Source organism: Gellertiella hungarica (genome assembly GCF_014197145.1).
Classification (GTDB): domain Bacteria; phylum Pseudomonadota; class Alphaproteobacteria; order Rhizobiales; family Rhizobiaceae; genus Gellertiella; species Gellertiella hungarica.
The window spans coordinates 21,058-43,718 of sequence record NZ_JACIEZ010000013.1 but is presented as its reverse complement, the minus strand read 5'-3'; the positions used below and the strand labels follow the sequence as shown (position 1 = coordinate 43,718).

General features: G+C 63.9%; 20 protein-coding genes and 1 riboswitch. Of the genes, 11 read left to right on the top strand and 9 right to left on the bottom strand.

The window, feature by feature from the left end:
* The first annotated feature begins 157 nt into the window (after positions 1 to 157).
* From GGR23_RS20560 to GGR23_RS20545, 4 genes are read left to right on the top strand one after another with little or no spacing between them, the layout of a single operon-like run.
* Complete coding sequence (locus tag GGR23_RS20560) at positions 158 to 2,110, top strand: O-linked N-acetylglucosamine transferase, SPINDLY family protein (protein WP_210297039.1); 1,953 nt, start codon at positions 158 to 160, stop codon at positions 2,108 to 2,110.
* Entirely contained in the window at positions 2,110 to 3,312 is a 1,203-nt protein-coding gene (gene gmd / locus GGR23_RS20555) for a GDP-mannose 4,6-dehydratase (RefSeq protein ID WP_210297038.1), read from the top strand. The genes GGR23_RS20560 and gmd overlap by 1 nt, the downstream gene beginning before the upstream one ends.
* Positions 3,309 to 4,253: an NAD-dependent epimerase/dehydratase family protein gene (locus GGR23_RS20550; RefSeq protein ID WP_210297037.1), complete on the top strand. Its 945-nt coding sequence runs from the start codon at positions 3,309 to 3,311 to the stop codon at positions 4,251 to 4,253. The genes gmd and GGR23_RS20550 overlap by 4 nt, the downstream gene beginning before the upstream one ends.
* Positions 4,234 to 5,406: a DegT/DnrJ/EryC1/StrS family aminotransferase gene (locus GGR23_RS20545; RefSeq protein ID WP_183368228.1), complete on the top strand. Its 1,173-nt coding sequence runs from the start codon at positions 4,234 to 4,236 to the stop codon at positions 5,404 to 5,406. The genes GGR23_RS20550 and GGR23_RS20545 overlap by 20 nt, the downstream gene beginning before the upstream one ends.
* Here GGR23_RS20545 and GGR23_RS20540 read toward each other — a convergent pair.
* Positions 5,396 to 6,346, bottom strand: a complete 951-nt coding sequence (locus GGR23_RS20540) for a nucleoside hydrolase (protein ID WP_183368227.1) — start codon at positions 6,344 to 6,346, stop codon at positions 5,396 to 5,398. The genes GGR23_RS20545 and GGR23_RS20540 overlap by 11 nt on opposite strands.
* A 54-nt stretch (positions 6,347 to 6,400) precedes the next feature.
* On the opposite strand from GGR23_RS20540, the gene GGR23_RS20535 reads away from it, so the two are divergent.
* Complete coding sequence (locus GGR23_RS20535) at positions 6,401 to 6,712, top strand: hypothetical protein (protein WP_183368226.1); 312 nt, start codon at positions 6,401 to 6,403, stop codon at positions 6,710 to 6,712.
* A gap of 149 nt (positions 6,713 to 6,861) precedes the next feature.
* Here GGR23_RS20535 and GGR23_RS20530 read toward each other — a convergent pair whose 3' ends face one another.
* Positions 6,862 to 7,263, bottom strand: a complete 402-nt coding sequence (locus GGR23_RS20530; RefSeq protein WP_183368225.1) for a cobalamin biosynthesis protein — start codon at positions 7,261 to 7,263, stop codon at positions 6,862 to 6,864.
* 143 nt (positions 7,264 to 7,406) lie between these two features.
* Between GGR23_RS20530 and GGR23_RS20525 the strand changes: the two genes are divergently transcribed.
* From GGR23_RS20525 to GGR23_RS20515, 3 genes are read left to right on the top strand one after another with little or no spacing between them, the layout of a single operon-like run.
* Positions 7,407 to 8,192, top strand: coding sequence for a TSUP family transporter (locus GGR23_RS20525; protein WP_183368224.1), 786 nt, complete (start codon positions 7,407 to 7,409; stop codon positions 8,190 to 8,192).
* Between the two features lie 58 nt (positions 8,193 to 8,250).
* On the top strand, positions 8,251 to 8,415 hold the full coding sequence (locus GGR23_RS20520; protein WP_183368223.1) for a hypothetical protein: 165 nt from the start codon (positions 8,251 to 8,253) through the stop codon (positions 8,413 to 8,415).
* Positions 8,412 to 8,717 (top strand): type II toxin-antitoxin system RelE/ParE family toxin, encoded by a 306-nt coding sequence (locus tag GGR23_RS20515; protein WP_183368222.1) that lies wholly within the window; start codon positions 8,412 to 8,414, stop codon positions 8,715 to 8,717. Before GGR23_RS20520 ends, GGR23_RS20515 begins: the two co-directional genes overlap by 4 nt.
* Positions 8,718 to 8,720: 3 nt before the next feature.
* Here GGR23_RS20515 and cobO read toward each other — a convergent pair whose 3' ends face one another.
* The 7 genes from cobO to GGR23_RS20480 all read right to left on the bottom strand — a co-directional run bounded on the left by cobO (position 8,721) and on the right by GGR23_RS20480 (position 18,114).
* Positions 8,721 to 9,362 carry a cob(I)yrinic acid a,c-diamide adenosyltransferase gene (gene cobO / locus GGR23_RS20510; protein ID WP_183368221.1) on the bottom strand — a complete coding sequence of 214 codons (642 nt, stop codon included), beginning with the start codon at positions 9,360 to 9,362 and terminating at the stop codon, positions 8,721 to 8,723.
* Between the two features lie 90 nt (positions 9,363 to 9,452).
* On the bottom strand, positions 9,453 to 13,604 hold the full coding sequence (cobN, locus tag GGR23_RS20505; RefSeq protein WP_183368220.1) for a cobaltochelatase subunit CobN: 4,152 nt from the start codon (positions 13,602 to 13,604) through the stop codon (positions 9,453 to 9,455).
* A gap of 4 nt (positions 13,605 to 13,608) precedes the next feature.
* Positions 13,609 to 14,682 carry a cobalamin biosynthesis protein CobW gene (gene cobW, locus GGR23_RS20500; protein WP_183368219.1) on the bottom strand — a complete coding sequence of 358 codons (1,074 nt, stop codon included), beginning with the start codon at positions 14,680 to 14,682 and terminating at the stop codon, positions 13,609 to 13,611.
* Positions 14,683 to 14,686: 4 nt separating this feature from the next.
* Positions 14,687 to 15,214: a bifunctional adenosylcobinamide kinase/adenosylcobinamide-phosphate guanylyltransferase gene (gene cobU / locus GGR23_RS20495; protein WP_183368218.1), complete on the bottom strand. Its 528-nt coding sequence runs from the start codon at positions 15,212 to 15,214 to the stop codon at positions 14,687 to 14,689.
* Complete coding sequence (locus tag GGR23_RS20490; RefSeq protein WP_183368217.1) at positions 15,214 to 15,969, bottom strand: CbtA family protein; 756 nt, start codon at positions 15,967 to 15,969, stop codon at positions 15,214 to 15,216. Before GGR23_RS20490 ends, cobU begins: the two co-directional genes overlap by 1 nt.
* A 19-nt stretch (positions 15,970 to 15,988) precedes the next feature.
* Positions 15,989 to 16,165: a CbtB domain-containing protein gene (locus tag GGR23_RS20485; RefSeq protein WP_183368216.1), complete on the bottom strand. Its 177-nt coding sequence runs from the start codon at positions 16,163 to 16,165 to the stop codon at positions 15,989 to 15,991.
* Between the two features lie 49 nt (positions 16,166 to 16,214).
* A riboswitch (cobalamin riboswitch) is annotated at positions 16,215 to 16,579 on the bottom strand.
* A 77-nt stretch (positions 16,580 to 16,656) separates the two neighbouring features.
* Positions 16,657 to 18,114, bottom strand: a complete 1,458-nt coding sequence (locus tag GGR23_RS20480; RefSeq protein ID WP_183368215.1) for a cobyric acid synthase — start codon at positions 18,112 to 18,114, stop codon at positions 16,657 to 16,659.
* Between the two features lie 1,010 nt (positions 18,115 to 19,124).
* On the opposite strand from GGR23_RS20480, the gene GGR23_RS20475 reads away from it, so the two are divergent.
* From GGR23_RS20475 to GGR23_RS20465, 3 genes are all read left to right on the top strand, one after another.
* The gene (locus GGR23_RS20475) at positions 19,125 to 20,720 is read left to right on the top strand and encodes an ABC transporter substrate-binding protein (RefSeq protein WP_183368214.1); all 1,596 of its coding nucleotides are present in this window, start codon (positions 19,125 to 19,127) and stop codon (positions 20,718 to 20,720) included.
* Between the two features lie 148 nt (positions 20,721 to 20,868).
* Positions 20,869 to 21,825: an ABC transporter permease gene (locus GGR23_RS20470; protein ID WP_183368213.1), complete on the top strand. Its 957-nt coding sequence runs from the start codon at positions 20,869 to 20,871 to the stop codon at positions 21,823 to 21,825.
* A gap of 2 nt (positions 21,826 to 21,827) precedes the next feature.
* Positions 21,828 to 22,661, top strand: coding sequence for an ABC transporter permease (locus GGR23_RS20465; protein ID WP_183368212.1), 834 nt, complete (start codon positions 21,828 to 21,830; stop codon positions 22,659 to 22,661).

The following is a 22,661-nucleotide window of genomic DNA, read 5'->3' as shown; positions in this document are numbered from 1 at the left end:
CGGCGGGGCAGAACATTCTGAAAAGGCGGGGCTTTTTCCGCACCCGCGTCAACACCCGAAATTTCCGGAATCCAGCTTCGCAAATGGTTCGGCCCCTAAGCCTGCTCACTGGAGGGATGTAGCCCTTCTCTGATTCTCATTCCCGGGGTCGAAAAGCATGAACGCTGCCTTCCTGAACACCACCTTCGCCGATGCGCTGAATGCCTATAACGAGGGCAATTTCGCCGGCGCTCTGGAGCACATGGACGCGCTGCTGACCCTGCAGCCCGAGGGCGGGCCCAACTGGTTTGCCCTGCTCGGCAACATCCGCTTCAAGCTCGGCCACAAGGAGGAAGCGGGAGACGCCTTCCTGCGCGAATCGTCCACCTCGCCCGACAAGGCAGGACAGTACCTGAAGCTGGCAATCACGCTGTTTGCCTCCTGCGGCGCAAGCGCCAAGGTGCGGCTGCTCTCCGACAAGGCCCTGATGCACCTGGCCGGCGATGCGGCCGTCATGCACCAGATCGGCGAAGCCTGCCTGGCAGAAAACGATCTGCCCGGCGTCGAGCGGGTGCTGGATCTCGTCGATCCTGCAAATCCGCAGCATGTGGTGATGAAATGCGCCTATCACCGCCAGAAGGGCGATCTCGAGGCGCTGTGGCGGACGCTGAGCCAGGGGGTCGTCGACTGCCCGAACGACGTCTACCTGAAGGCTGCCCGTTACGCGGAGGCCCGCGTGGTTCTCGACTTCGACGCGATGCGCGAATACGAGCGGATCATGGAAGCGCCCGATGCACCGCTGGCCAACGCGCTCCTGGGCGGCGAGGTCGCGCTCAACCGGCTCTTCTGGTGCCGGAAGGAAGCCATCATCGCCCGGCCTTCCTACGATTCCAACGTGCTTCTGGCGGCAACCGACGCGCTCTCGCTGCTCCGGCACCCGCGCCGCCCGATTTCGCCCGCAGGCAGGCGGCTGAAGATCGCCTATCTCTCCGACGATTTCCGCCAGCACGCGGTGATGGCGGTCTTCAGCGAGGTGCTGAAGCTGCATGATGCCGCCCGCATCGACCTGACCCTTCTTTGCCACAGCCCGCCGGAGGCCCGCGGCTGGCAAAGGCTGAACTTTCCCCAGAGACTTCTCGATTGCATCGTTCCGATCGACGGCAAGCCGACGGTGGAAGTGCTCGACATCATCCGCCGCCGCGAAATCGACATCCTCGTCGATCTCAAGGGCCATACGGCCGGCGCGCGCCTGGACATCGTCAATCTCGCCGATGTGCCGCTGAAGGTCAGCTATCTCGGCTACCCCGCCGCCGTGACCGGTGCCGAACTCGACTACGCCATCACCGATGCCTTCATCACCCCGGAAAGCAGCCGGCCCTTTTACAACGAGAAGCTCTGCCTGCTTCCCGACACGTCGATGCCCAATGCGGCACTCGAGACCTGCATTCCACAGCCGGCCAAGCGCGCCGACTACGGCTTGCCGGAAGAGAAATTCGTCTTTTCCTCCTTCAATGCCGTCTTCAAGATCTCGCCGCAGACCATCGACCTGTGGGGCGAAATCCTCGCATCGGCACCGGATTCGGTGCTGTGGATCCGCTGCGACGAGGCCATCGCGCGGGCCAATCTGATATCGGCCCTCGCGGCCCGGGGCATCGGCGCCGACCGGGTGATCTATGCCGCGGCGACGCGCAGCTATCAGGAACACATCAATCGGGTGGCGCTGGCGGACCTCTCGCTCGATACCCTGCCCTACAACGGTCACGCCACCACCACGGACATGCTGCGCGCCGGCGTTCCGGTCGTCACCATGCGCGGCACGACCGCGCCTTCGCGCATGTCGGAGGGGCTGCTGCATGCGGTCGGCCTGCCGGACATGATAGCCGCCAACGAGACGGGCTATGTCACCATCGCCCGCACGCTTGCCACCGACAAGGCTCTTTACCGCGGGGTGCGGGAGCGCCTGGCGCGAAGCCGCCTGACATCCCCGCTCTTCGATCCCGCCCGCTTCGCCCGCAATCTGGAAACGGCCTTCGAGCTGATGGCGGACCGCGCCCGCTCGGGTCTTCCGCCCGAACACATCGACGTCGCGGCGCTGGCCTGCGCGCTGCCGGTCACGGAGGTCGCCGCCTGATGAAGCGCGCATTGATTACCGGCGTTACGGGACAGGACGGGGCCTATCTGGCAGAACTGCTGCTTGCCAAGGGCTACGAGGTGCACGGCCTCAAGCGCCGCACCTCGCTGTTCAACACGGACCGCATCGATCACCTCTTTCACGATCCACATGTGGCGGGCCTGCCCTTCTACCTGCATCACGGCGACATGATCGATTCGAGCAGCCTTATCCGGGTGATAGCCGAGGTCAGGCCGGACGAGATCTACAATCTCGCGGCCCAGAGCCACGTGGGCGTGTCCTTCGAGCAGCCCGAATACACGGCCAATTCCGACGCACTCGGCACGCTCCGGCTGCTGGAAGCGATCCGCATTCTCGGACTGGAGAAGCAGACCCGCTTCTATCAGGCCTCGACATCCGAGCTTTACGGGCTGGTGAAGGAGACGCCGCAGACGGAGGAGACCCCCTTTCATCCCCGCAGTCCCTACGCGGTTGCCAAGCTCTATGCCTACTGGATCACGGTCAATTACCGGGAAGCCTATGGCCTCCATGCCTGCAACGGCATCCTCTTCAACCACGAAAGCCCCTTGCGCGGCGAGACTTTCGTGACCCGGAAGATCACCCGGGCGCTGGCGGCGATGGCAGCCGGTGGGCAGGATTGCCTCTATCTCGGCAATCTCGACGCGCGCCGGGACTGGGGTCATGCCCGCGACTATGTCGAGATGCAGTGGATGATGCTGCAGCAGGAGAAGCCCGAGGATTTCGTCATCGCAACGGGTGTCCAGCATTCCGTGCGCGATTTCGTCGATCTGGCGGTCTCGCATCTGGGGCTGCGGCTCGAATGGCAGGGCCAAGGCACCGACGAGAAAGGCATCATCGCCGAAACGGACGGCCGCTTCCCCGAGCTGGTTCCGGGCATGGTGATCGTCCGGGTCGATCCGGCCTACTATCGCCCGGCGGAAGTGGAGACACTTCTCGGCGATGCCACCAAAGCACGCGTGAAGCTCGGCTGGACACCCCGGACCACCTTTGCCGAAGTGGTCGAGGAAATGATGGCCGCCGATCTCGACCTCGCCTTCCGCAATGCGGCCCTGGCGGGACTGTCGACCAAGGTGTCGCTCGCCCCAGCAGGTACCGCAGCGCTCATGCAGCGGCTGGACGCCCTGCGCCGGGCGCTCGACGGCGAAGCGCCGGCTGGCATCCGCCACGGAGGACTGTCTTGACGGTTCTGATGCTCACCGGCGGCACCGGAATGGTGGGCCGGAACCTCCGCGATCTCTGCGCCCGCCGCGGCATCGCCCTTCTCGCGCCGACCCGGGCGGAATGCGATCTTCTCGACGCGCGGGCGGTCGGCGCCTACCTCGCGCGGCACCGTCCGTGCACGATCATCCATGCCGCCGGGCGTGTTGGCGGCATCCAGGCCAACATGCGCGCGCCAGTCGCCTTTCTCACCGAAAACTGGGACATGGGCCGAAACCTGCTGCTCGCCGCGCGGGAAGCCGGCATCCGCCGCATCATCAATCTCGGCAGCTCCTGCATGTATCCCGCCAACAGCCCGCATGCGCTGACGGAAGACCGCATTCTCTCCGGCCCGCTGGAGCCGACCAACGAAGGCTATGCTCTGGCGAAGATCGCGATCCAGCGGCTCGGAGCCTATCTCGGGCAGGAGGAGCCGGGCTTTGCCTGCAAGACGCTGATCCCCTCCAACCTCTATGGACCGCACGACAATTTCGATCCGGCCCGCTCTCATCTGGTGCCGGCGATCATCCGCAAGCTGGTCGAGGCGCGGGAAAGCGGCAGGAGCGAGGTCGAGATCTGGGGCGACGGCCTTGCAAGACGCGAATTCCTCTATGCCGGCGACCTGGCGGAGGCGATCCTCATGGCGGTGGAGCGTTTCGACAGTCTGCCAGACATCCTGAACATCGGCACGGGAGAGGATTTCAGCATCAACGAGCATTACGAAATCGCCGCCGGCATCATCGGCTATGGCGGCGGCTTCCGGCACGACCTCTCGAAACCATCCGGCATGCGGCGCAAGCTGCTCGATGTCTCCCGCGCGGCCCGATGGGGCTGGACCGCCCGCACCTCGCTTGCCGATGGCATCGCCCTCACCTACCAGCACTTCCTCAGGACGGACCACGCCCATGCGCTATCCGCTCGCTAATTCCGCCTGGGACGAGGCGGAAATTGCCGCCATCCACCGCGTGATCGACAGCGGCATGTACAGCATGAACGGCCGCGTCGCCGAGTTCGAACGCGCCTTTGCCGATTACACCGGCAGCCGCTACTGCGTGATGGTGAATTCCGGTTCGTCCGCCAACCTGCTGATGGTCGCGGCACTTCGATACCGCAAGGAAAACCCGCTGCTGCCAGGGGCGGAGGTGATCGTGCCGGCCGTTTCCTGGAGCACGACCTATTCTCCCCTGTACCAGTATGGCCTGAAGCTCCGTTTCGTCGACATCGATCCGGACACGCTGAACTACGACCTTGCCGCCCTGGAGGCTGCCCTGACGCCGGAGACGCGGGCAATCATGGCCGTGAACCTTCTCGGCAACCCCAACGATTTCTCCCGCATCCGCAGCATCGTTGGCGGACGCCCGATCACGCTGATCGAGGACAATTGCGAATCCATGGGCGCGGTTTTCGCTGGACGGCAGGCCGGTACGTTCGGCGCGATGGGCAGCTTCAGCGCCTTCTTCAGCCATCACATCTCCACCATGGAAGGCGGGATGATCGTGACGGATGACGAGGAGCTCCATCACATCCTCCTGTGCCTGCGCGCCCATGGCTGGACACGGAACCTGCCGAAGGAAAACCGCGTCACCTCGCCGAAGAGCGACGACAGTTTCACGGAATCCTTCCGCTTCGTGCTGCCGGGCTACAATGTCCGGCCACTGGAAATGAGCGGTGCCATCGGCCTGGAGCAGATCGGCAAGCTCCCGATGATCATCCGGGAGCGCCGCGCCAATGCCGCCCGTTTTCTCGATCTCGTATCGGATTATCCCTTCATCCGCCCGCAGACGGAGATCGGCCAGAGCAGCTGGTTCGGCTTCAGCATGGTGATCGAGCGGGAAAGCGGCCTGACGCGGCCCGCGCTTCTTGCCTCGCTGGCACAGAGCGGCGTCGAGGTGCGCCCGATCGTTGCCGGCAACTTCGCGAAGAACGAGGTTGTCCGCTATTTCGATCACACGATCCATGGATCGCTGGCGGTTGCCGACGAAATCGACCGCAACGGGCTCTTCATCGGCAACCATCATTATCCGCTGGGCGACGAACTGGCCGCCCTGCGCGAGGCGCTCGATCGCGTCAGGCGGTGAGCGTCCGGGCAAGCAGCGCGAGCACCTTGTCGGCATCGACGCCCACCATGACCTGCTGCGAGACCTTGCCGTCCCACTCGCTGGGGCCAAAGCTCATCCCGTCGGGCTTCTGGATCGTCTGGCCGTCGGCCAGACCGCCGCACACAACCCGGACCGCACCGCTTCTGACCGTGAACAGCCCCGGCGCCACGACATAGACGCAGGCACAGCTGTCATGGACGAGCATGCCGTCATCGACCGCGTGGGAATAGAACTTGATGTAGAAATCGGACACGCGGCGCAGAAGCTCCACGTCCGCGCCGCCCTTTTCCGCCATCGCGTCCAGAAAGCCCCGGCTCATCGTGGTTTTCGTCGTGACGTCCAGGCCGGCGGCGACCACCTTCCACGGAGCGGCAAAGACGATGTCCGCCGCCTCCGGGTCGCCATGGATATTGGCTTCGGCTGCCGGCGTCACGTTGCCGGGCACGTCGAAGGCGCCGCCCATGATGACCACCTGCTTCACGAGATGGGCGATATCCGGCGCATGCCGAAGCGCCAGCGCGAGGTTGGTCATACGGCCGACGGCAACGAGCGTGATCTCGTGGGGATTGGCGCGAACCGTATCGATGATGAACTGATAGGCAGGGCGCGGATCGAGCGGTACATCGACGGTATCGGGGACGCCGATATTGCCGAGCCCGTCATCGCCATGGATGAAGGTCGGCCAGCCGGCATGCGGCCGGGAGGGGTCGATGGTTTCGTCGGCCCCTTTCGCAACCGGTGCGTCGAAACCCCATTCGCGCTTGAGGAACAACGCATTGCGCGTCGTGGTCTCGATCGATGCATTGCCGAAAACGGTCGTGACACCGACGAGATCGATATCCGGGTGACGATGCAGGAAAAGCAGCGCCATTGCATCGTCCACGCCCGGATCGGTGTCGAAAATAACCTTGTGAGCCATGTTTATCCTTCTTCTTGTTCTGGCCCGGCCTGCCCCTTGGGAGCGCCCGCCGGAATGGTTGCAGAGGATAACCACGGCGGCCCACGAGGCAAGCGGAAGATCGCAATGCCTCACCTCTTTCATTTGCGTATTTTCGGATTTTATGAATTATCCTGTTTCCGGCATCGCCGGTATCGCCTCGAAAGGGGTGTGGCTGGCTCGGAAGCCGCACCTTGCGGTTTCGGCAAGAGGTTTGCATGGCGGCTAGCAACGGTCACGCGAAAATCCATCCTCGGATGCCGGAAAGGAGGGAGCATGATCAACGCGGATACGGTCATCATCGTTCTGATGATCTGCCAGATCACGCGGATGGCCCTGAAGGCCTGAGCGAAACGATGAAAGGGACGGCCTGCCGCACCGAGACGGCAGGCCGGTTCCCTGAATAGATGCGGGCCCCTAGCTAGCAACATCGAGGCCCGCGGAGGTCGCATGACCATACGGATACATTGCTAAAATACGCCGGAGGACTGCGCCTGTCAACGCGCTGGCCCCGGAGGGAGCTCCGCAATCGCGAGAGTGCAACCGTTCAGCACCCGCTTCGGGACGATCAGCCGGCCGTTTGCGCCGGCAAGCGCGAGCGCCGCGGCTTCCGCCACGCCATGGCAACCGGTTTCGCGAAACACCACGTCGGACGGGTTCAGAAGCCTCGGCGTTTCCTCTTCCAGGCTCGCGGCGGAGAAGACGGAAACGGCCAGTTCCAGCCCATCGGCGAGGCTGCGGATCGCGGGCTCCTCTTCCTTGCCGGCAAGGGTTCCAAGGGCGGAAATCTGCGCGCGTGAGATGCCCGCCTCCGCGAGCGTGCTTTCGAAATGGGTCTGCATGTCCGTCGGCGAGGCGCCCCGCCGGCATCCGAGACCGATGACTATGGAATTCGGCACGTCCTTCTCCACCCGATTTATTCCTGCATACCACCGGCTATGGACCTGCGAAACCGGCAAGAGGAGAGCTTCGCGATTGATAAAGGCGAGCAACGGAGGCATGGTCCGGAACCTCATCCGCATCTGCCAGCCGAGTGTCCTTCTTGATCGATCTTGCCCCTCACATCCTCGCATTCCTCTTTGCCGCAGCCTTCGTTGCCGGCTTCATCGATTCCATTGCGGGAGGCGGCGGGTTGATCACCGTACCGGCCATGCTGCTCGCCGGCGTTCCGCCGCTGCAGACGCTCGGCACCAACAAGCTGCAATCGCTCTTCGGCTCTTCCTCGGCAACGATCGCCTATGCCCGGAAGGGGCTCGTGAACGTACACGCCCAGCTGCCCATGTTCGTGATGGCGGTGCTTGGCGGAGGGCTGGGGGCGGTGCTCGCGACGGTGGTGCCCGGAGAGGTTCTGAAGGCCATCATGCCCTTCCTTTTGATTGCCATCGGCCTCTATTTCGGCTTCAAGCCGAGAATATCGGACGAGGACCGGCACGCCCGCTTCACCCCCCTTCTCTTCGGCCTGACGGCCGTGCCGCTGATCGCCTTCTATGACGGCGTCTTCGGGCCCGGCACGGGCTCCTTCTTCATGCTGGCCTTCGTGGCGCTTGCCGGCTACGGCGTGCTGAAGGCCACCGCCCACACGAAGATGCTGAATTTCGGCTCCAACGTCGGCGCCTTCCTGGTCTTCACCCTGAACGGGGTCATTCTCTGGAAGGCGGGGCTCATCATGGGTCTCGGCCAGTTTCTCGGCGCGCAGGCGGGCTCGCGCCTTGCCGTGCGCTCCGGCGCGAAGCTCATCAAGCCGCTGCTGCTTGTAACCTGTTTCGGCCTTGCCATCCGCCTGATGCTGGACCCGGCAAACCCGGTGCGGATCTGGCTGGGCATATAGGGGTTGCAATTCGCACGCACCAGCCTATGATTTAGAAAACCCTGAAACGAGGTGTCCTATGGCGGAACCCCGAAAGAAGACGATGGATCTTGTCGACGATGTGGAAACGCTACGCCGCCTCTGGGACGAGGGCGTTGCCAGTGGTCCGCCCAAGGAGCTGGATTTCGACGAATTCCTTCGAAAGGCAGAAGAGAATTTGGCGAAGGAAAAGCGCGACAGGTGACAAAGGTTGTCCTGTCACCCGCCGAACGCCAAGATCTGTTCCATATTCACCGCTGGTTGGGCAGAAAAAACGATCTGGCCGCGCGCCAGACGGTTCTCCGTATACGAGACCGGATAGATCTCTTGCGTCGTCACCCTCTTTTGGGGGTGGCTCGCCCTGATATCGGTGCAACAGCCCGGATGCTCACAGAACCGCCTTACATCATTCTGTATGAGGTACAGTCGGGTACCGTGGCACCGGACAAGGAAGTGATCGTCATCCGTATCATCGACGCACGCCGCGACCTGCCCGAGCTTCTCTGAACCTCAAAACTCCACGCCCAGCTGACCCTTGATGCCCGAGCGGAACGGGTGCTTGATAAGCTCCATTTCGGTCACGAGATCGGCGATTTCGATCAGTTCGTCCTTGGCGTTGCGGCCGGTCAGCACCACGTGGGTCATGAAGGGCTTCTCCTCCTGAAGGAAACGCACCACCTCGTTCACGTCGAGATAATCATAGCGCAGCGCGATGTTGATCTCGTCGAGCAGGACCATGGAATTTTCAGGGTTGCGGATCAGCTCCTTGGCCTTTTCCCAGGCGGCTTCGGCGGTCGCGACGTCTCGGGCGCGATCCTGGGTTTCCCAGGTAAAGCCCTCGCCCATCGTGTAGAATTCGCAGAGATCGGCGAAATGTTCCTGGATGAGGTCGCGCTCGCCGGTCGCCCAGGCGCCCTTGATGAACTGCACGACGGCCGATTTCTTCTTCGCCGCGATGTGGCGGAAGATCATGCCGAAAGCGGCAGAAGACTTGCCCTTGCCCTTGCCCGTGTGGACGATGATCAGGCCCTTCTCGCCGGTCTTGGTGGCCATGATCTTTTCGCGGGCGGCCTTCTTCTTGGCCATCTTTTCCGCGTGGCGGGCAAGCTCGGCCTCGGTCATGCCGGACGTATCTTCGATCTCTTCGGTCATCGTCAGTCTCCTCCGCCGCATGGTGCGGCACTCGATGCCTCTCCTTAGGAAGCGCCGCCACGGCGCTCTTTGCGGAAAGGCAAGCAATCGTCATTCGGCGGCGGGACGAACCCGGCGCGAGAGCGTTTCCAGTTCGAAGCGGGCGGAATTGGAACGGGGGTTCCAGAAGCCGCGATCCATGGCCTCTGTGAATTTCTCCGCCATTTCCTTCAGCGCCTCCGGGTTCTTCTCAGCCATGAAATCCCGAACCACCTCGTCCATCAGATAGGCCTGGTAGAGGCTTTCGAAATGATGCGGCTCGACGGCACCCGTCGTCGCGGCATAGGCGAAGAGGAAGTCCACCGTCGCGGCGATTTCGAACGCGCCCTTGTAGCCGTGGCGCATGGCACCGGCGATCCATTTGGGGTTGGCGGCGCGCCCGCGCACCACCCGGCCGATCTCTTCCTCCAGCGAGCGGATCACCGGCTTTTCCGGGCGCGAATGGTCGTTGTGGTAGAGCGTCGGGCGTGCGCCTGTCAGCTGCTCCACGGCAGCGGAAAGGCCGCCCTGGAACTGGTAGTAATCGTCGCTGTCGAGAATATCGTGCTCGCGGTTGTCCTGGTTCTGGATCACCGCCTGCACGGATTTCAGCCGTTCCTCGAAGAGGCCGCGCTCCGCCTGCCCTTCTTCATCGGCGCCGTAGGCATAGGAGCCCCAGACCAGATAGGCTTCGGCAAGATCGGCCCGGCTTTCCCAGCCCTTCTCGTCGATCAGCGCCTGAAGGCCCGCGCCGTAGGCTCCGGGCTTGGAACCGAACACGCGGTAGCCCGCCCGGCGGCCGGCCGATTTCACGTCCAGCCCTTCGGCGACGAGACGCGCGGTTTCCTTGCGCATCCGCGCGGCGATGGGGTTGTCCTGATCGTCCTCATCCAGCAGGCCGACGGCCCGGATCGCCTTGTCGAACAGCGCGATCTGCTCCGGGAAGGCATCGCGGAAAAAGCCGGAGATACGCAACGTCACGTCCACGCGCGGACGCCGCAGCATGGCGGGCGGGATGATCTCGTAGCCGGTCACGCGCCGGGAGGTCATGTCCCAGAGCGGCTTGACGCCGATCAGCGCGAGTGCTTGGGCAATGTCGTCGCCGCCGGTGCGCATGTTCGAGGTGCCCCAGGCGGTCAGCCCAAAACTGACCGGCCATTCTCCGTGATCCTGCACGTAGCGGGTGATCAGCAGTTCCGCGCTCTTCTTGCCGAGTTCGTAGGCAGCGGGCGTGGGCACCGCGCGGCTGTCGACGGAATAGAAGTTGCGGCCTGTCGGCAGCACGTCGGGGCGGCCACGGGTCGGCGCGCCGGAGGCTCCCGGGGGCACGAAGCGCCCGTCGAGACCCGCCATCAGTCCCTCGATCTCGGCAGGGCCGGAGGCGACGACGGCCGGCCGCAGCCGTTCGTCGATTTCCTGCATCACAAGACGGGTGGCGTCCCAGTTCGCCGGGCAGGCAATCTCGCCGGAAACGAGGGCGGACGCCAGAAGCTCGATCCGCTCCACCGTATCTCCGGCGGTGCGCCAGGGGGCGTCCGCAACGTTTTGCAGGATTTCGGGGCGCGGACCGTGCCAGGGGTCGGACATGGTGCAGTCGAGGGGGTCGAATGCGGCACCCACGGCGGGCATACCCCCCTCTGCCCTGCCGGGCATCTCCCCCGCAAGGGGGGAGATCGGATGTGGATGGGCGTCTTGCTCCCTCTTCTCCCCACCGGGGAGAAGGTGGCCCGAAGGGCCGGATGAGGGGGCGGCACGGGCAAGATCAAGATCCATGGCAATTGCCCGCTGCAGGCTCTGGTCCCGGCCCTCGCCGAGCCCGCGCGGCACGCGGGCGAGTGCAACGGTCAGGTCTGTCAGCATGCGCCCGGAGGGCGAGACGCCGAAGATGTGCAGGCCGTCGCGGATCTGCATTTCCTTGAGATCGCAGAGATAGGCATCGAGCTTCTGGAGCGCGCTGTCTTCCGCCTCGCCCTTTTCGATGCCGGCGTCCTTGTCGAGGCCGATGTCGCTGACGAGATCGAGGATCTGCTTGCGCAGCAGCCGGATTCGGCGCGGATCGCCGCCGGACGCCTCGTAATATTCGTCGACCAGGGCTTCGAGGTCCTTCAGCGGACCATAGCTTTCGGCGCGCGTCAGCGGCGGGGTGAGATGGCCGATGATGACGGCCGCCGCCCGGCGCTTGGCCTGCGTGCCCTCGCCGGGGTCGTTGACGATGAAGGGATAGAGATGCGGCGTCGGCCCGAAAACGGCTTCCGGATAGCAGGTCTCGGAGAGCGCCAGCGATTTGCCCGGCAGCCATTCCATGTTGCCATGCTTGCCCATGTGGATGATCGCATCCGCACCGAATTCGCGGCGGAGAAAGGCATAGAAAGCGAGATAGCCATGCGGCGGCACGAGGTCCGGCGAATGGTAGCTTTCCTTGGGATCGATATTGTAGCCACGCGCCGGCTGGATGCCGATCGCGACCTTGCCGAACCGCGCGAGCGGCAGGGCGAAGACGCCGTCGATGAAGAAGGGATCCTTCTCCGGCGCACCCCAGCGGGCCGTCACTTCATCCTGAATCTGAACGGGAAGAGTGGCGAGGAAGTCCTTGTAGTGACTCAGGGAAAGGGTTTCGCGGATGATGCGTGAGGGGGCGGCGATCGTGGCCGGCATACCCCCCTCTGCCCTGCCGGGCATCTCCCCCTCAAGGGGGGAGATCGAATTGCCGCGGGCACCTTCGTCCCCTTCACCCTTACCCAGGGATGGGACTGTAGAGGGCGAGTGAACGGACCGCTGCGGGTCGATCTCCCCCCACACGGGCAGCGACGCTGCTCCGGATGAGGGGGAGATGTCCGGCAGGACAGAGGGGGGTGCATCCTGGGAGAGGAACAGCGCTTCCCGCCCCGGCGCTCCGTTGGTCGGCCCCTGCATCAGATACGCGATCAGCGCATCCCCATTGTCCGGATAGGCGGACACATCATAGCCCGCCTCCCGCATGGCGTTCAGCACTTCCACCGTTCCGGCGGGCGTATCGAGACCGACACCGTTGCCGAGGCGACCGTCGCGGTTCGGATAATTGGCCATGACAATCGCCACGTGGCGCTTGCCTGCCGGAAGACGTCGGAGCCGCGCCCAGTTGGCGGCGAGCTTCGCCACCCAGCCCATGCGGTTGGCATCCGGTTCGGAGGTCACGATATTGGCCTCGACCAGATCGTCATAGCGCTTGGCGGCCTTGAAGGAGACGGCGCGGGAAAGCACGCGCCCGTCCACTTCCGGCAGCGAGACATTCATGCCGAGATCGCGGGCGGAGAGCCCCTGCGCCGAGGCATCCCATGCCTCCCGGGACGAGGCGGAAAAGATCGCCTGCAATACGACGGACCCCTGCGATTCCAGCACCGTCGGCTTGCGGTTCGCGCCGGGCGCGGAAACCGCAAAGGCGGTGGCATTGATCACCACCTCCGGCACGGCCTTGGCGAAGAGCGATTTCAGCGTGCCGATGCAATCGGCATCCTTGAGGCTGTAGGCGAAGACGGGAAGCGCGCGGAGCCCCTCGGCCGCCAGCGCCTCGATCATCGCCTCGACGGGCTTCGTCTCGCCGCTCTGAACGAGGGCGCGGTAGAAGGAGATCGCAACCGTGCCCTTCGCCTCCTGGCTGGGGCCGACCTTTTCGAGCCAGCGGGACACCTTGATGACGCCCTCGCCCGGCCACCAGATGCCGGCCTTTGCGAGCGGAACGGCAGGCCCCGGCTTTTCCCCGCCCGTCAGCATCGCCGACGCATAGCTGAGGAAGGCGCGCGTGTTCTCGTCACCGCCCTCGATCAGGTAGGACCAGAGGGCGTTCAGATCATCGACGCCGATGTTGGAATAGGGAACGAGACCCGGATCGGGCTTCGAATCGCCCGGAATGACGGCGATCTTCGCGCCATGCCGGTTGGCGGCGGCATGAAGCGCCTCCAGCGCATACTGGAAATAGCTTGCCCCGCCGAGCGGCCGCACGACGATCAGTTTCGCGTGCCGCGCCGTGCGCTCCACATAGGTATCGACCGACATGGGGTGTTTGAGCGAGATCAGGCTCGCCACACGCAGCGTCAACCCATTGTCGAGCTGGCGCTTGGCGGAAGCGACGGCGGCAAGCTCCGTATCCGCTGCCGACAGGAACAGGATATCCGCCGGCGACTGGCCGAGGTCGATGGCCTCGTCGCCGTCGGAAATGGTGCCTTTCTGTGCGAGCAGCAGATGCATGGGATCAGAGCGCCTTGAGCGCCGCGCGGATCGCGTCGTCGTCCATCTCGTCATGCAGGCCGATGACGACGAGGCGCGTGGCGCGGGTTTCGCCGGGCGCCCAGGCACGGTCGAAGTAATGGTCGATGCGGCTGCCCACCGCCTGGATGACGAGGCGCATCGGCTTGCCGGGCACATCGGCAAAGCCCTTGAGGCGCAGGATGTCATGCTCGGCGATGATGCCCTTCAGCTTCTCGACGAAGCTCGCCGGATCGGCAACCGGGCCCAGTTCGGCCACGAAGCTTTCGAATTCGTCGTGGTCGTGATCGTGGTGATGCTCGACGCCCTCCTCGTGCAGGGCCTCGTGCTCCAGCTCGTGATGGGACTTGCGGTTCTCGATGTCCGCTTCGGTGCCGATGCCGAGGCCGAGGAGCACGGAGGCCGGAACCGAGCCGTTCCGTGCCTCGATCATCGCGGGCTTGCGGGCAATACGGGACGTCACTTCGCTGCGCACCGTGGCAAGGCCGTCCGCGTCGAGAAGATCGGTCTTGTTCAGCACGATCAGGTCGGCGCAGGTCAGCTGATCCTCGAAAAGCTCTTCCAGCGGGCTTTCGTGGTCGAGGCCCTCGTCCTCGGCGCGCATAGCGTCCACCTTGTCGTGATCGTCGGCAAAGCGGCCGGCGGCAACGGCGGCGCTGTCCACCACGGTCACGACGCCATCGACCGTCACCTGGGTGCGGATCTCAGGCCAGTTGAAGGCGGCGACCAGCGGCTGCGGCAGCGCAAGGCCCGAGGTTTCAATGACGATATGATCCGGGCGGCTCTCGCGTTCCAGAAGCTTCATCATGGTCGGCACGAAATCGTCCGCCACGGTGCAGCAGATGCAGCCATTGGTGAGCTCGATGATGTCGTCCTCGGTGCAGTTTTCCGCACCGCAGCCCTTCAGCACCTCGCCGTCCACGCCGAGATCACCGAATTCGTTGATGATCAGCGCGATCTTCTTGCCGCCGGTGTCGGTCAGCAGGTTGCGGATCATCGTGGTCTTGCCCGCACCGAGAAAACCGGTGATCACGGTTGCGGGGATCTTTTCCTTGAACATCGGTTCAACCCTTCATCTTCAGCGGCAGGCCTGCCGCGACAAAATAGACTTCGTTCGCCACTTCGGCGATCATCTGATGCAGCCGCCCGGCATGGTCGCGGAATTCGCGCGCCATGCGGTTTTCCGGCACGATCCCGAGGCCGACCTCGTTGGAAACGAAGACGATCCGCGCCCGCGCCGTGGCCGCATGGGCCTTCAGGCGTTCGAATTCGGCCCGCAGGTCGCGGCCCTCGTCCATCATCAGGTTGGTCACCCAGAGCGTCAGGCAATCGACCAGAACGACATTGGCGGGCCCGTCGATCACCTCCAGCGTCGATACGATGTCCAGCGGCTCCTCGATCGTGTTCCACAGCGGACCGCGATCCTCGCGGTGCTTGTCGATGCGGGCCTGCATCTCGTCATCCCAGGCGCGGCCCGTGGCGAGATAATGGCGGGAAAGCCCCGTGCCGAGCACGAGGCCTTCCGCGAAGCGCGATTTTCCGGAACGCGCGCCGCCCAGCACCAGGACGGCACCGGTGGACATTGTCGTCATCAGGCAGCCTTTTCAAACCGGTCGTTCAGATAGCCGAGAATGACCCCGAGCGATAGCCACATAACGAGCGCCGAGCCCAGCGCCGCAACGGCAAACTCGGATGCGATCACCGCCGGAACCGCCGTTTCGATGGACGGAGCCGGTGGCGCGCCCCACACGTGCGGCGCAAGGATGACCAGCAGGCCGAGAAGCCGGAACGGCAACTCCCGCCTGAAGGCGATCAGCCCGAGGCCGATGGCGGAGGCAAGCACCGTCGCCATCCACCAGCCCTGCCGGGCCGCCAGATCGGCGGCGGGAAAGCCCGGAAGCTCGGGCGGGAGCCCCATGGCCGGCAGGAACTGGACGGCAAGCCAGCCGCACGCGCCCCAGATCCAGCCATTGGCCGCCGTCACGGGGGCACCGAGCAGGAGGCTCAGCGCCGCCACCAGGAGCGCGAAACCGCCGCCGGCAACGATGTTCGCACCGAGGGTGGAGGTTAGGCGATCGAGACCGAAGAGGACATTGCTTTCCTCCTCGCCCTCATGTTCATGCGCCATTGCGGGCGAGATGGGCGAAAACTGGGCCACCAGGGAGCCGATGGACGAGGAAGGAAGCGATGCGCCATGCTGATGCGCATCGCCCGGGGACGCAGGCGCCCCCTCGTATTCCTCCGCCTGCAGGATGAGCGGGACAACCCGCGCCTGCTGAACGACCGTCATGATGATACCAGCCATCAGCCCGGCCACCATGGCGGCCAGCAGATGCCTGACAATCATTGTGCCTGTCCCCCGGTCCTCAGTGGCAGGGGAAACCCAGCGAATGACGGGTGTCATGCGCGGTGTCGTGCAGGGCAGCCGAATGCGCCAGGCCCACGCCGAAGATCAGGAACGATCCGAGGACAAGGGCGAGAACGCCTGCGACGAGGCGGTCGTTGAGGGAAAGGGTTTTCGTCGTCGTTACAGTCTGTGCCATGACAACCTCCGTGCTGGCAGTCGGGGGCATCCTCCCCCAGGGTCAGGACCATCGGTCCACACGGTTGGCAGGTCTCCTGGCTCGTGGGTGCGGTGCCATGGCACCAGCGGGTCTTCCTCGCCTTCCCGGGTGTTGCGGCATGGAATGAGGTGGACGATTCGTAGACGTGAGGCGTCCGGCCCCTGTTGTATCCCATGCCACCCAGTGGCTTTTCCGTCAGGGGCTTTCGGACCGCCGTTCGCACCACGCGAAACAGTCACGGCTTCAGTTCCCTGCCGGACGGAACACCCTCGCCACTCTACAGTCGCGGGGTCGGCTGCGATACGAGTGCCCTCATTGGGTCCACTCTGCGCATTCCCTATTTCTTTCCGGCAAGACCTTGGCTCACCGGAAACCATCCGTATCTGACGATTTTTAAGTTTTTGACGCCCCTGAGTCAATCGCGGCCGCGGCGGCAGATGTCGCAACAGGGCCAAACCGACCCGGCACACTCACGCTGCGAGCAGGCTTTCGAGCCAGCGACGGTCGAGGAGCGCTTCCAGTTCCGCGGCCAGCTCGTCCAGCGCCCTGTCCACGCTTTCCCGATAAGACTGCCGGTCGCCCTCGATGCCCAGGGTCCGCAGGAGCCCGCGCCGATAGGCATCGTTGCCGAAAATGCCGTGCAGATAGGTTCCCATGACCCGCCCATCCGCGGAGAGCGCGCCATCCGGACGGTTGCCGATCCGCACCGGCGGGCGGGCACAGTCGCCACCCGTCGTCACGCCGAGATGGATCTCGTAGCCCTCCAGTGGTACGTCGTGCTCCAGCGACCAGGCCAGGCTGTTGCGGACGGTCTTTTCCGGCGCCATTTCTGTTTCCACATCGAGGAGGCCGAGCCCTTCGGCCTCGGTCACGCCACCCTCGATGGCAAGCGGATCGCGAACGACACGCCCGAGCATCTGGAAGCCGCCGCAAATGCCGATCACCCGTCCGCCCCGCTTCACGTGCCGGGCGAGATCGCAGTCCCAGCCCTGCGCCCTCAGGTCCATCAGGTCGCCGATCGTGGACTTGGAGCCCGGCAGCACCACCAGCCCCGCATCCGCGGGCAGCGGTTCGCCGGGGCGCACGAAGACGAGATCCACTTCCGGCTCGTTGCGCAGCGGATCGAGATCGTCGAAGTTGGCGATGCGGGAGAGGACCGGAACGGCCACCTTGAGCGCCCTGCCCTCCGGACGGGCGAGCCGCTCCAGCACGACCGAATCTTCCGCCGGCAGCCGCGCGGCCGCCTTCAGCCAGGGCACGACGCCGAAGCAGGGCCAGCCCGTGAAGCCCTTGATGGCCTTCAGTCCGTCATCGAAGAGCGTGACGTCGCCGCGGAACTTGTTGATGAGGTATCCGGTGATCATGCCCCGGTCTTCGGGCGGCAGAATCGCATGGGTCCCGACCAGCGAAGCAATCACTCCGCCCCGGTCGATGTCGCCGACCAGCACCACCGGCACACCCGCGCGCGTCGCAAAGCCCATGTTGGCGATGTCGCCGGCACGGAGATTGATTTCCGCCGGAGAGCCCGCGCCCTCCACGATCACCAGGTCGGAGTCCGCTCCGATCAGCGAAAAACTGTCGAGAACCGCCTCCATCAGCTGCGGCTTGAGACGCTGGTAGTCCCGTCCCTTCGCCTGCCCCCAGACCTTGCCCTGGACGATGATCTGGCTGCCGGTCTCCGACTGCGGCTTGAGAAGGACCGGATTCATGTGAACCGACGACGGTACCCGCGAGGCCCAGGCCTGCAGCCATTGCGCCCGCCCGATCTCGCCTCCATCGTCGGAGACGGCGGCATTGTTGGACATGTTCTGCGGCTTGAAGGGCCGCACCCTGAGGCCCCGGTTGGCAGCGATGCGGCACAGCCCCGCGACGAGCACCGTCTTTCCGACATCAGAGCCGGTTCCCTGCAGCATGATGCTCTTTGCCATCGTCCTCGCCTCGTTTCCTGTCCGTGCGCCAGTAGAGGAAAAGGCTATCACGAATCAAGACGGCGGCCTGTCGCGCCCGCGCCATCGGGCCGGGTCCGGAAACGCGAAAACCGTGCCCGGACGAACGGTCCGCAGCACGGTTTGCCTGAAAACGCCGGCGTTCCGCCATTACGCAGCAGAACCCGCAACCACCCGGTACGCAGTACCTGATCCGGGAGGGCAGCGTATTGCTCGCTGCAGGGGAAGATGTAGCGGCACATTGTTACCGGATGGTTAGCGCAGGCTTGCCGACGAAAAATTTTGAAAAAAACATGGCGGAAGGCGGAATTTTTTCTGAGCCCCCGGAGGTGACGCGATCAGAATACAAAAGGTCTTATACTCATTTGAATTTTTCTCACGGAATTGTCCGCGGCGCGGAGCCGGCATCTTCTTGTGGAAAATTGTTGTTAACCACACGCAATGCGAGAGTCGCATTTTGCCGTTTGCGCCGCGTTTGTGGGCATGATGAAGCCCATGTGAATATATGCTCACGTTAAACAGTTGATTTCTGCGTGGGAAGCCTTACGCTAGGCCTCATGCGATCGATAAGAGGCGGCAGCTGACAGGGTTCCACTGCTACCGATAAACAAGAATGTCGCAAGGGAGTGATAAGTTTCCATTTGGAAACAGATCGTTCCGCTCTCGTGTCAAGACCCGGTCGAGCCCGCACCAAGACGGGAAACCAGTCCGGACACGGTGTCGATATGTCAGACTGGGGGGTCTTTCTGGTATGAATGCGATAACCTCGAACCCGTTCGTTGCAGCGTGCCCGCTTTGGCGCGCCGGTGCGTGGCTTCGCCCATTCTCCAACTCCACCGACGAAATGACCCGGCCGGGGCTTGCCTCCCGGCGCGGCCGCATCGCTGCGGACGCACCCCTGACGAAGGACTCGAATTTCCGGACTGACCGTACCGGTATTCGCCTGGACGATGTCCCGGTGAAAAATTAACCACCAGAAGGAGAACTTTTTAATGACCGAATTTGAACACAAGCTGAAGATGGCCGAGGCGCTCGCCGCCACTGGCAAGATGTCCCGCCGCGAATTCGTGCAGTTCGCAGCCGCGCTCGGCATCGCCATCCCGGCCGCCGGCACCCTGTTCAGCAAGGTAGCCAAGGCCGAAGACGCCAAGAAGGGCGGCGCCCTCGTCATCGGCATGGAAGGCGGCTCCGCCTCCGACAGCTACGATCCGCGCACCTATGCTGACTCCATCATGATCGCCGCCTCGCTGGCCGTCATGAACTGCCTCGTCGAGTTCGACGATGCCGGCAACCCGACCCCGGAACTCTTCGAAAGCTGGGAAGCAAAGCCCGGCGCCGCCGAGTGGGTCTTCAACGTTCGCAAGGGCATCAAGTTCTCGAACGGCAAGGAACTCGACGCGGAAGACATCATCTACTCGATCGGCCTGCACCGCGGCGAAGACACCAAGTCTCCGGCCAAGGGCATCCTCGAGCCGATCACCGAGATCAAGGCCCTGTCCCCGACCCAGATTTCCATGACCCTGAAGGAAGGCAACGCCGACTTCCCGGTCATCCTGGGCGACTACCACCTCGTCGTCGTTCCGAAGGACTTCAACGACTGGTCCAAGCCGATCGGCACCGGTGCCTACACGCTGGAAAGCTTCGAGCCGGGCGTGCGCATCGTGTTCAAGAACCGCGGCGACTACTGGAAGGCCAACCGCGGCAACTTCGACACCGTCGAAATCCGCTACATCCAGGATGCAGCTGCCCGTACGGCCGCCCTTCAGTCGGGTGAAGTCCATGCGATCAACCGCCTCGACGCCCGCACCGTCGACCTGCTGATGCAGGACGAGAACGTCAAGGTCGTCCGCACCAAGGGCACCGGCAACCGCTACTGCTTCGTGTCGCGCGTGACCATGGACCCCTTCACCAACAAGGACCTGCGCACCGCCCTGAAGTACGGCATCGACCGCGACCAGATCATCCAGTCGGTGTTCAGCGGCTACGCCGTTCCGGGCAACGACCACACGCTCGACGCCCTCAACCCCTTCTACAACACCAACCTGCCGCAGCGTCCGTACGATCCGGACAAGGCCGCCTTCCACTTCAAGAAGGCCGGCATCTCCGGCAAGGTCGAACTCCAGACCTCGGAAGGTGCATGGAGCTCGGCGGTTGACTGCGCCTCCATCTACCAGGAGTCGCTGAAGAAGGCCGGCATCGACCTGACCGTGACCAAGGTATCCGGTGACGGCTACTGGGATAACGTCTGGCTGAAGGTTCCCTTCTGCGCCGTGTACTGGGGCCGCCGCATGTCGGCAGACGCCACGCTCTCGCAGGTCTACGGTTCGGCTTCGGACTGGAACGACAGCGACTGGCGCAAGCCCGAATTCGACAAGATCATCTCGGAAGCCCGCATCGAGCTCGACAACGCGAAGCGCAAGGAGCTCTATTTCAAGGCCCAGGAAATGATCTCGGACGACGGCGGCATGATCTGCTTCGCCATCTCCGACTACCTCGACGGCTACTCGCCGAAGATCGCCGGCGTCACGCCGCATGCCCGCTACGACCTGGCCGACCAGCGCCTCGCAGAAAAGGCATGGTTCGCCTGATAGCGGCCTGAAACGAGATGGAATCAGGCCGGAAGCGGCCTGGTTCCTTTCCTTGAGTGGTAATGACAGTGCCTCTGCGTGACAGTGTCGGGCCATTATGCCCTGCAGCAGCGGCCACGATCATCGCAAATTGACTGGGGACGACTGCATGTTCCGTTTGCTCATAACCAGGGTCGTCCTTGGTTTATTGACCCTGTTTGCCATCAGCATCCTGATCTTCGCCGCGACCGAAATGCTCCCGGGCGACGTGGCCAGTGCCGTTCTCGGCCAGGGCGCGACGCCGGAAACGCTTGCGGCCTTCCGCCTCGAACTCGGCCTCGACCGGCCCGCCTACATCCGCTACCTCGAGTGGTTCACGGGCGTGCTTCAGGGCGACCTCGGGGTTTCGCTGACCAACAAGCGTGACATTCTCGAATCGATTGCGCCGCGCTTCGGCAACACCATGTTCCTCGCGGGCTTTGCCGCGCTGATCGCCGTGCCCGTCTCCGTCGGCCTCGGCATCCTGGCCGCCATCAACGAAGGCAAGTGGATCGATCGCGTCGCCAACATCGTCTCGCTCGCCACGATTTCCGTGCCGGAATTCTTCATCGCCTATGTGCTGATCCTCTACTTCGCGGTGAAGCATCGCTGGTTCCCGTCGCTGGCCACCGTCTTCCCCGACATGGCCTTCTCGACGAAGCTCTACGTCACCGCCCTCCCCGCGATCACGCTCACCCTGCTGGTCACGGCGCACATGCTGCGCATGACCCGCTCGTCGGTGCTCGCGATCATGTCCCAGCCCTATATCGAGATGGCCTTCCTCAAGGGACTGCCGCGGGCGCGCGTGATCATGCGCCATGCGCTGCCGAATGCCGCCGCTCCGATCATCGCCGTCATCGCGCTCAACCTCGCCTACCTGATCGTCGGCGTGGTCGTGATCGAGGTGGTCTTCGTCTATCCGGGCATGGGGCAATACATGGTTGACGGCGTGACGAAGCGCGACCTTCCGGTCGTCCAGGCCTGCGGCCTCGTCTTCGCCAGCGCCTTCATCATCCTGAACACGATCGCCGACATCCTCGGCATTCTGGTCAATCCGCGCCTGCGCAAGCGGAACACGGGACATTGATAATGAAAATCTTTGGCTACAAACCCACTCTGTCGGCCTGGGTCGGCATCTTCATCGTCACCTTCTTCCTGGTCCTGGCGATCTTCGCCCCCTGGATCGCGCCCTATGGCGAGGCGGAAACGGTCGGCCGGACCTTCGGCCGCAGCTCGGCGGAATTCTGGCTCGGCAACGACAACATCGGCCGCGACATCCTCAGCCGCATCATCTACGGCGCACGCACCACCATCGGCGTGGCCCTGGTGACGACGATCCTGTCCTTCACCATCGGCACCATCGCCGGTCTCATGGCTGTGGTCGGGGGACCTGTGATCGACCAGATCCTGTCGCGCTTCGTCGACATCATGCTGTCGATCCCGCTGCTGGTCTTCGCGCTGATCGTTCTTTCGATGTTTGGCTCCTCCATTCCGACGCTGATCATGACCATCGCCATCCTCGACTCGACCCGCGTCTTCCGTCTGGCCCGCGCGGTCTCGATGAACATCGCGGTCCTGGAATATGTCGAAGTGGCGAAGCTGCGCGGCGAAGGCCTGTGGTGGGTGATGCGCAAGGAGATCCTGCCGAACGCGCTTCCGCCGATGATCTCGGAATTCGGCCTGCGTTTCTGCTTCAACTTCCTGTTCGTCGCCGGCCTCTCCTTCCTCGGCCTCGGCATCCAGCCGCCGCTGGCAGACTGGGGCGGCATGGTGCGCGACAGCGGCAAGGCCATCTCCTTCGGCCTGCCCGCACCGCTCTGGCCGGCCATGGCGATCGCCCTCATGACCATCGGCGTCAACCTGATCGTCGACTGGATCCTGTCCATCAATGCGCGTCCGTCCGGCGCCTCGGCGGAGATGTAA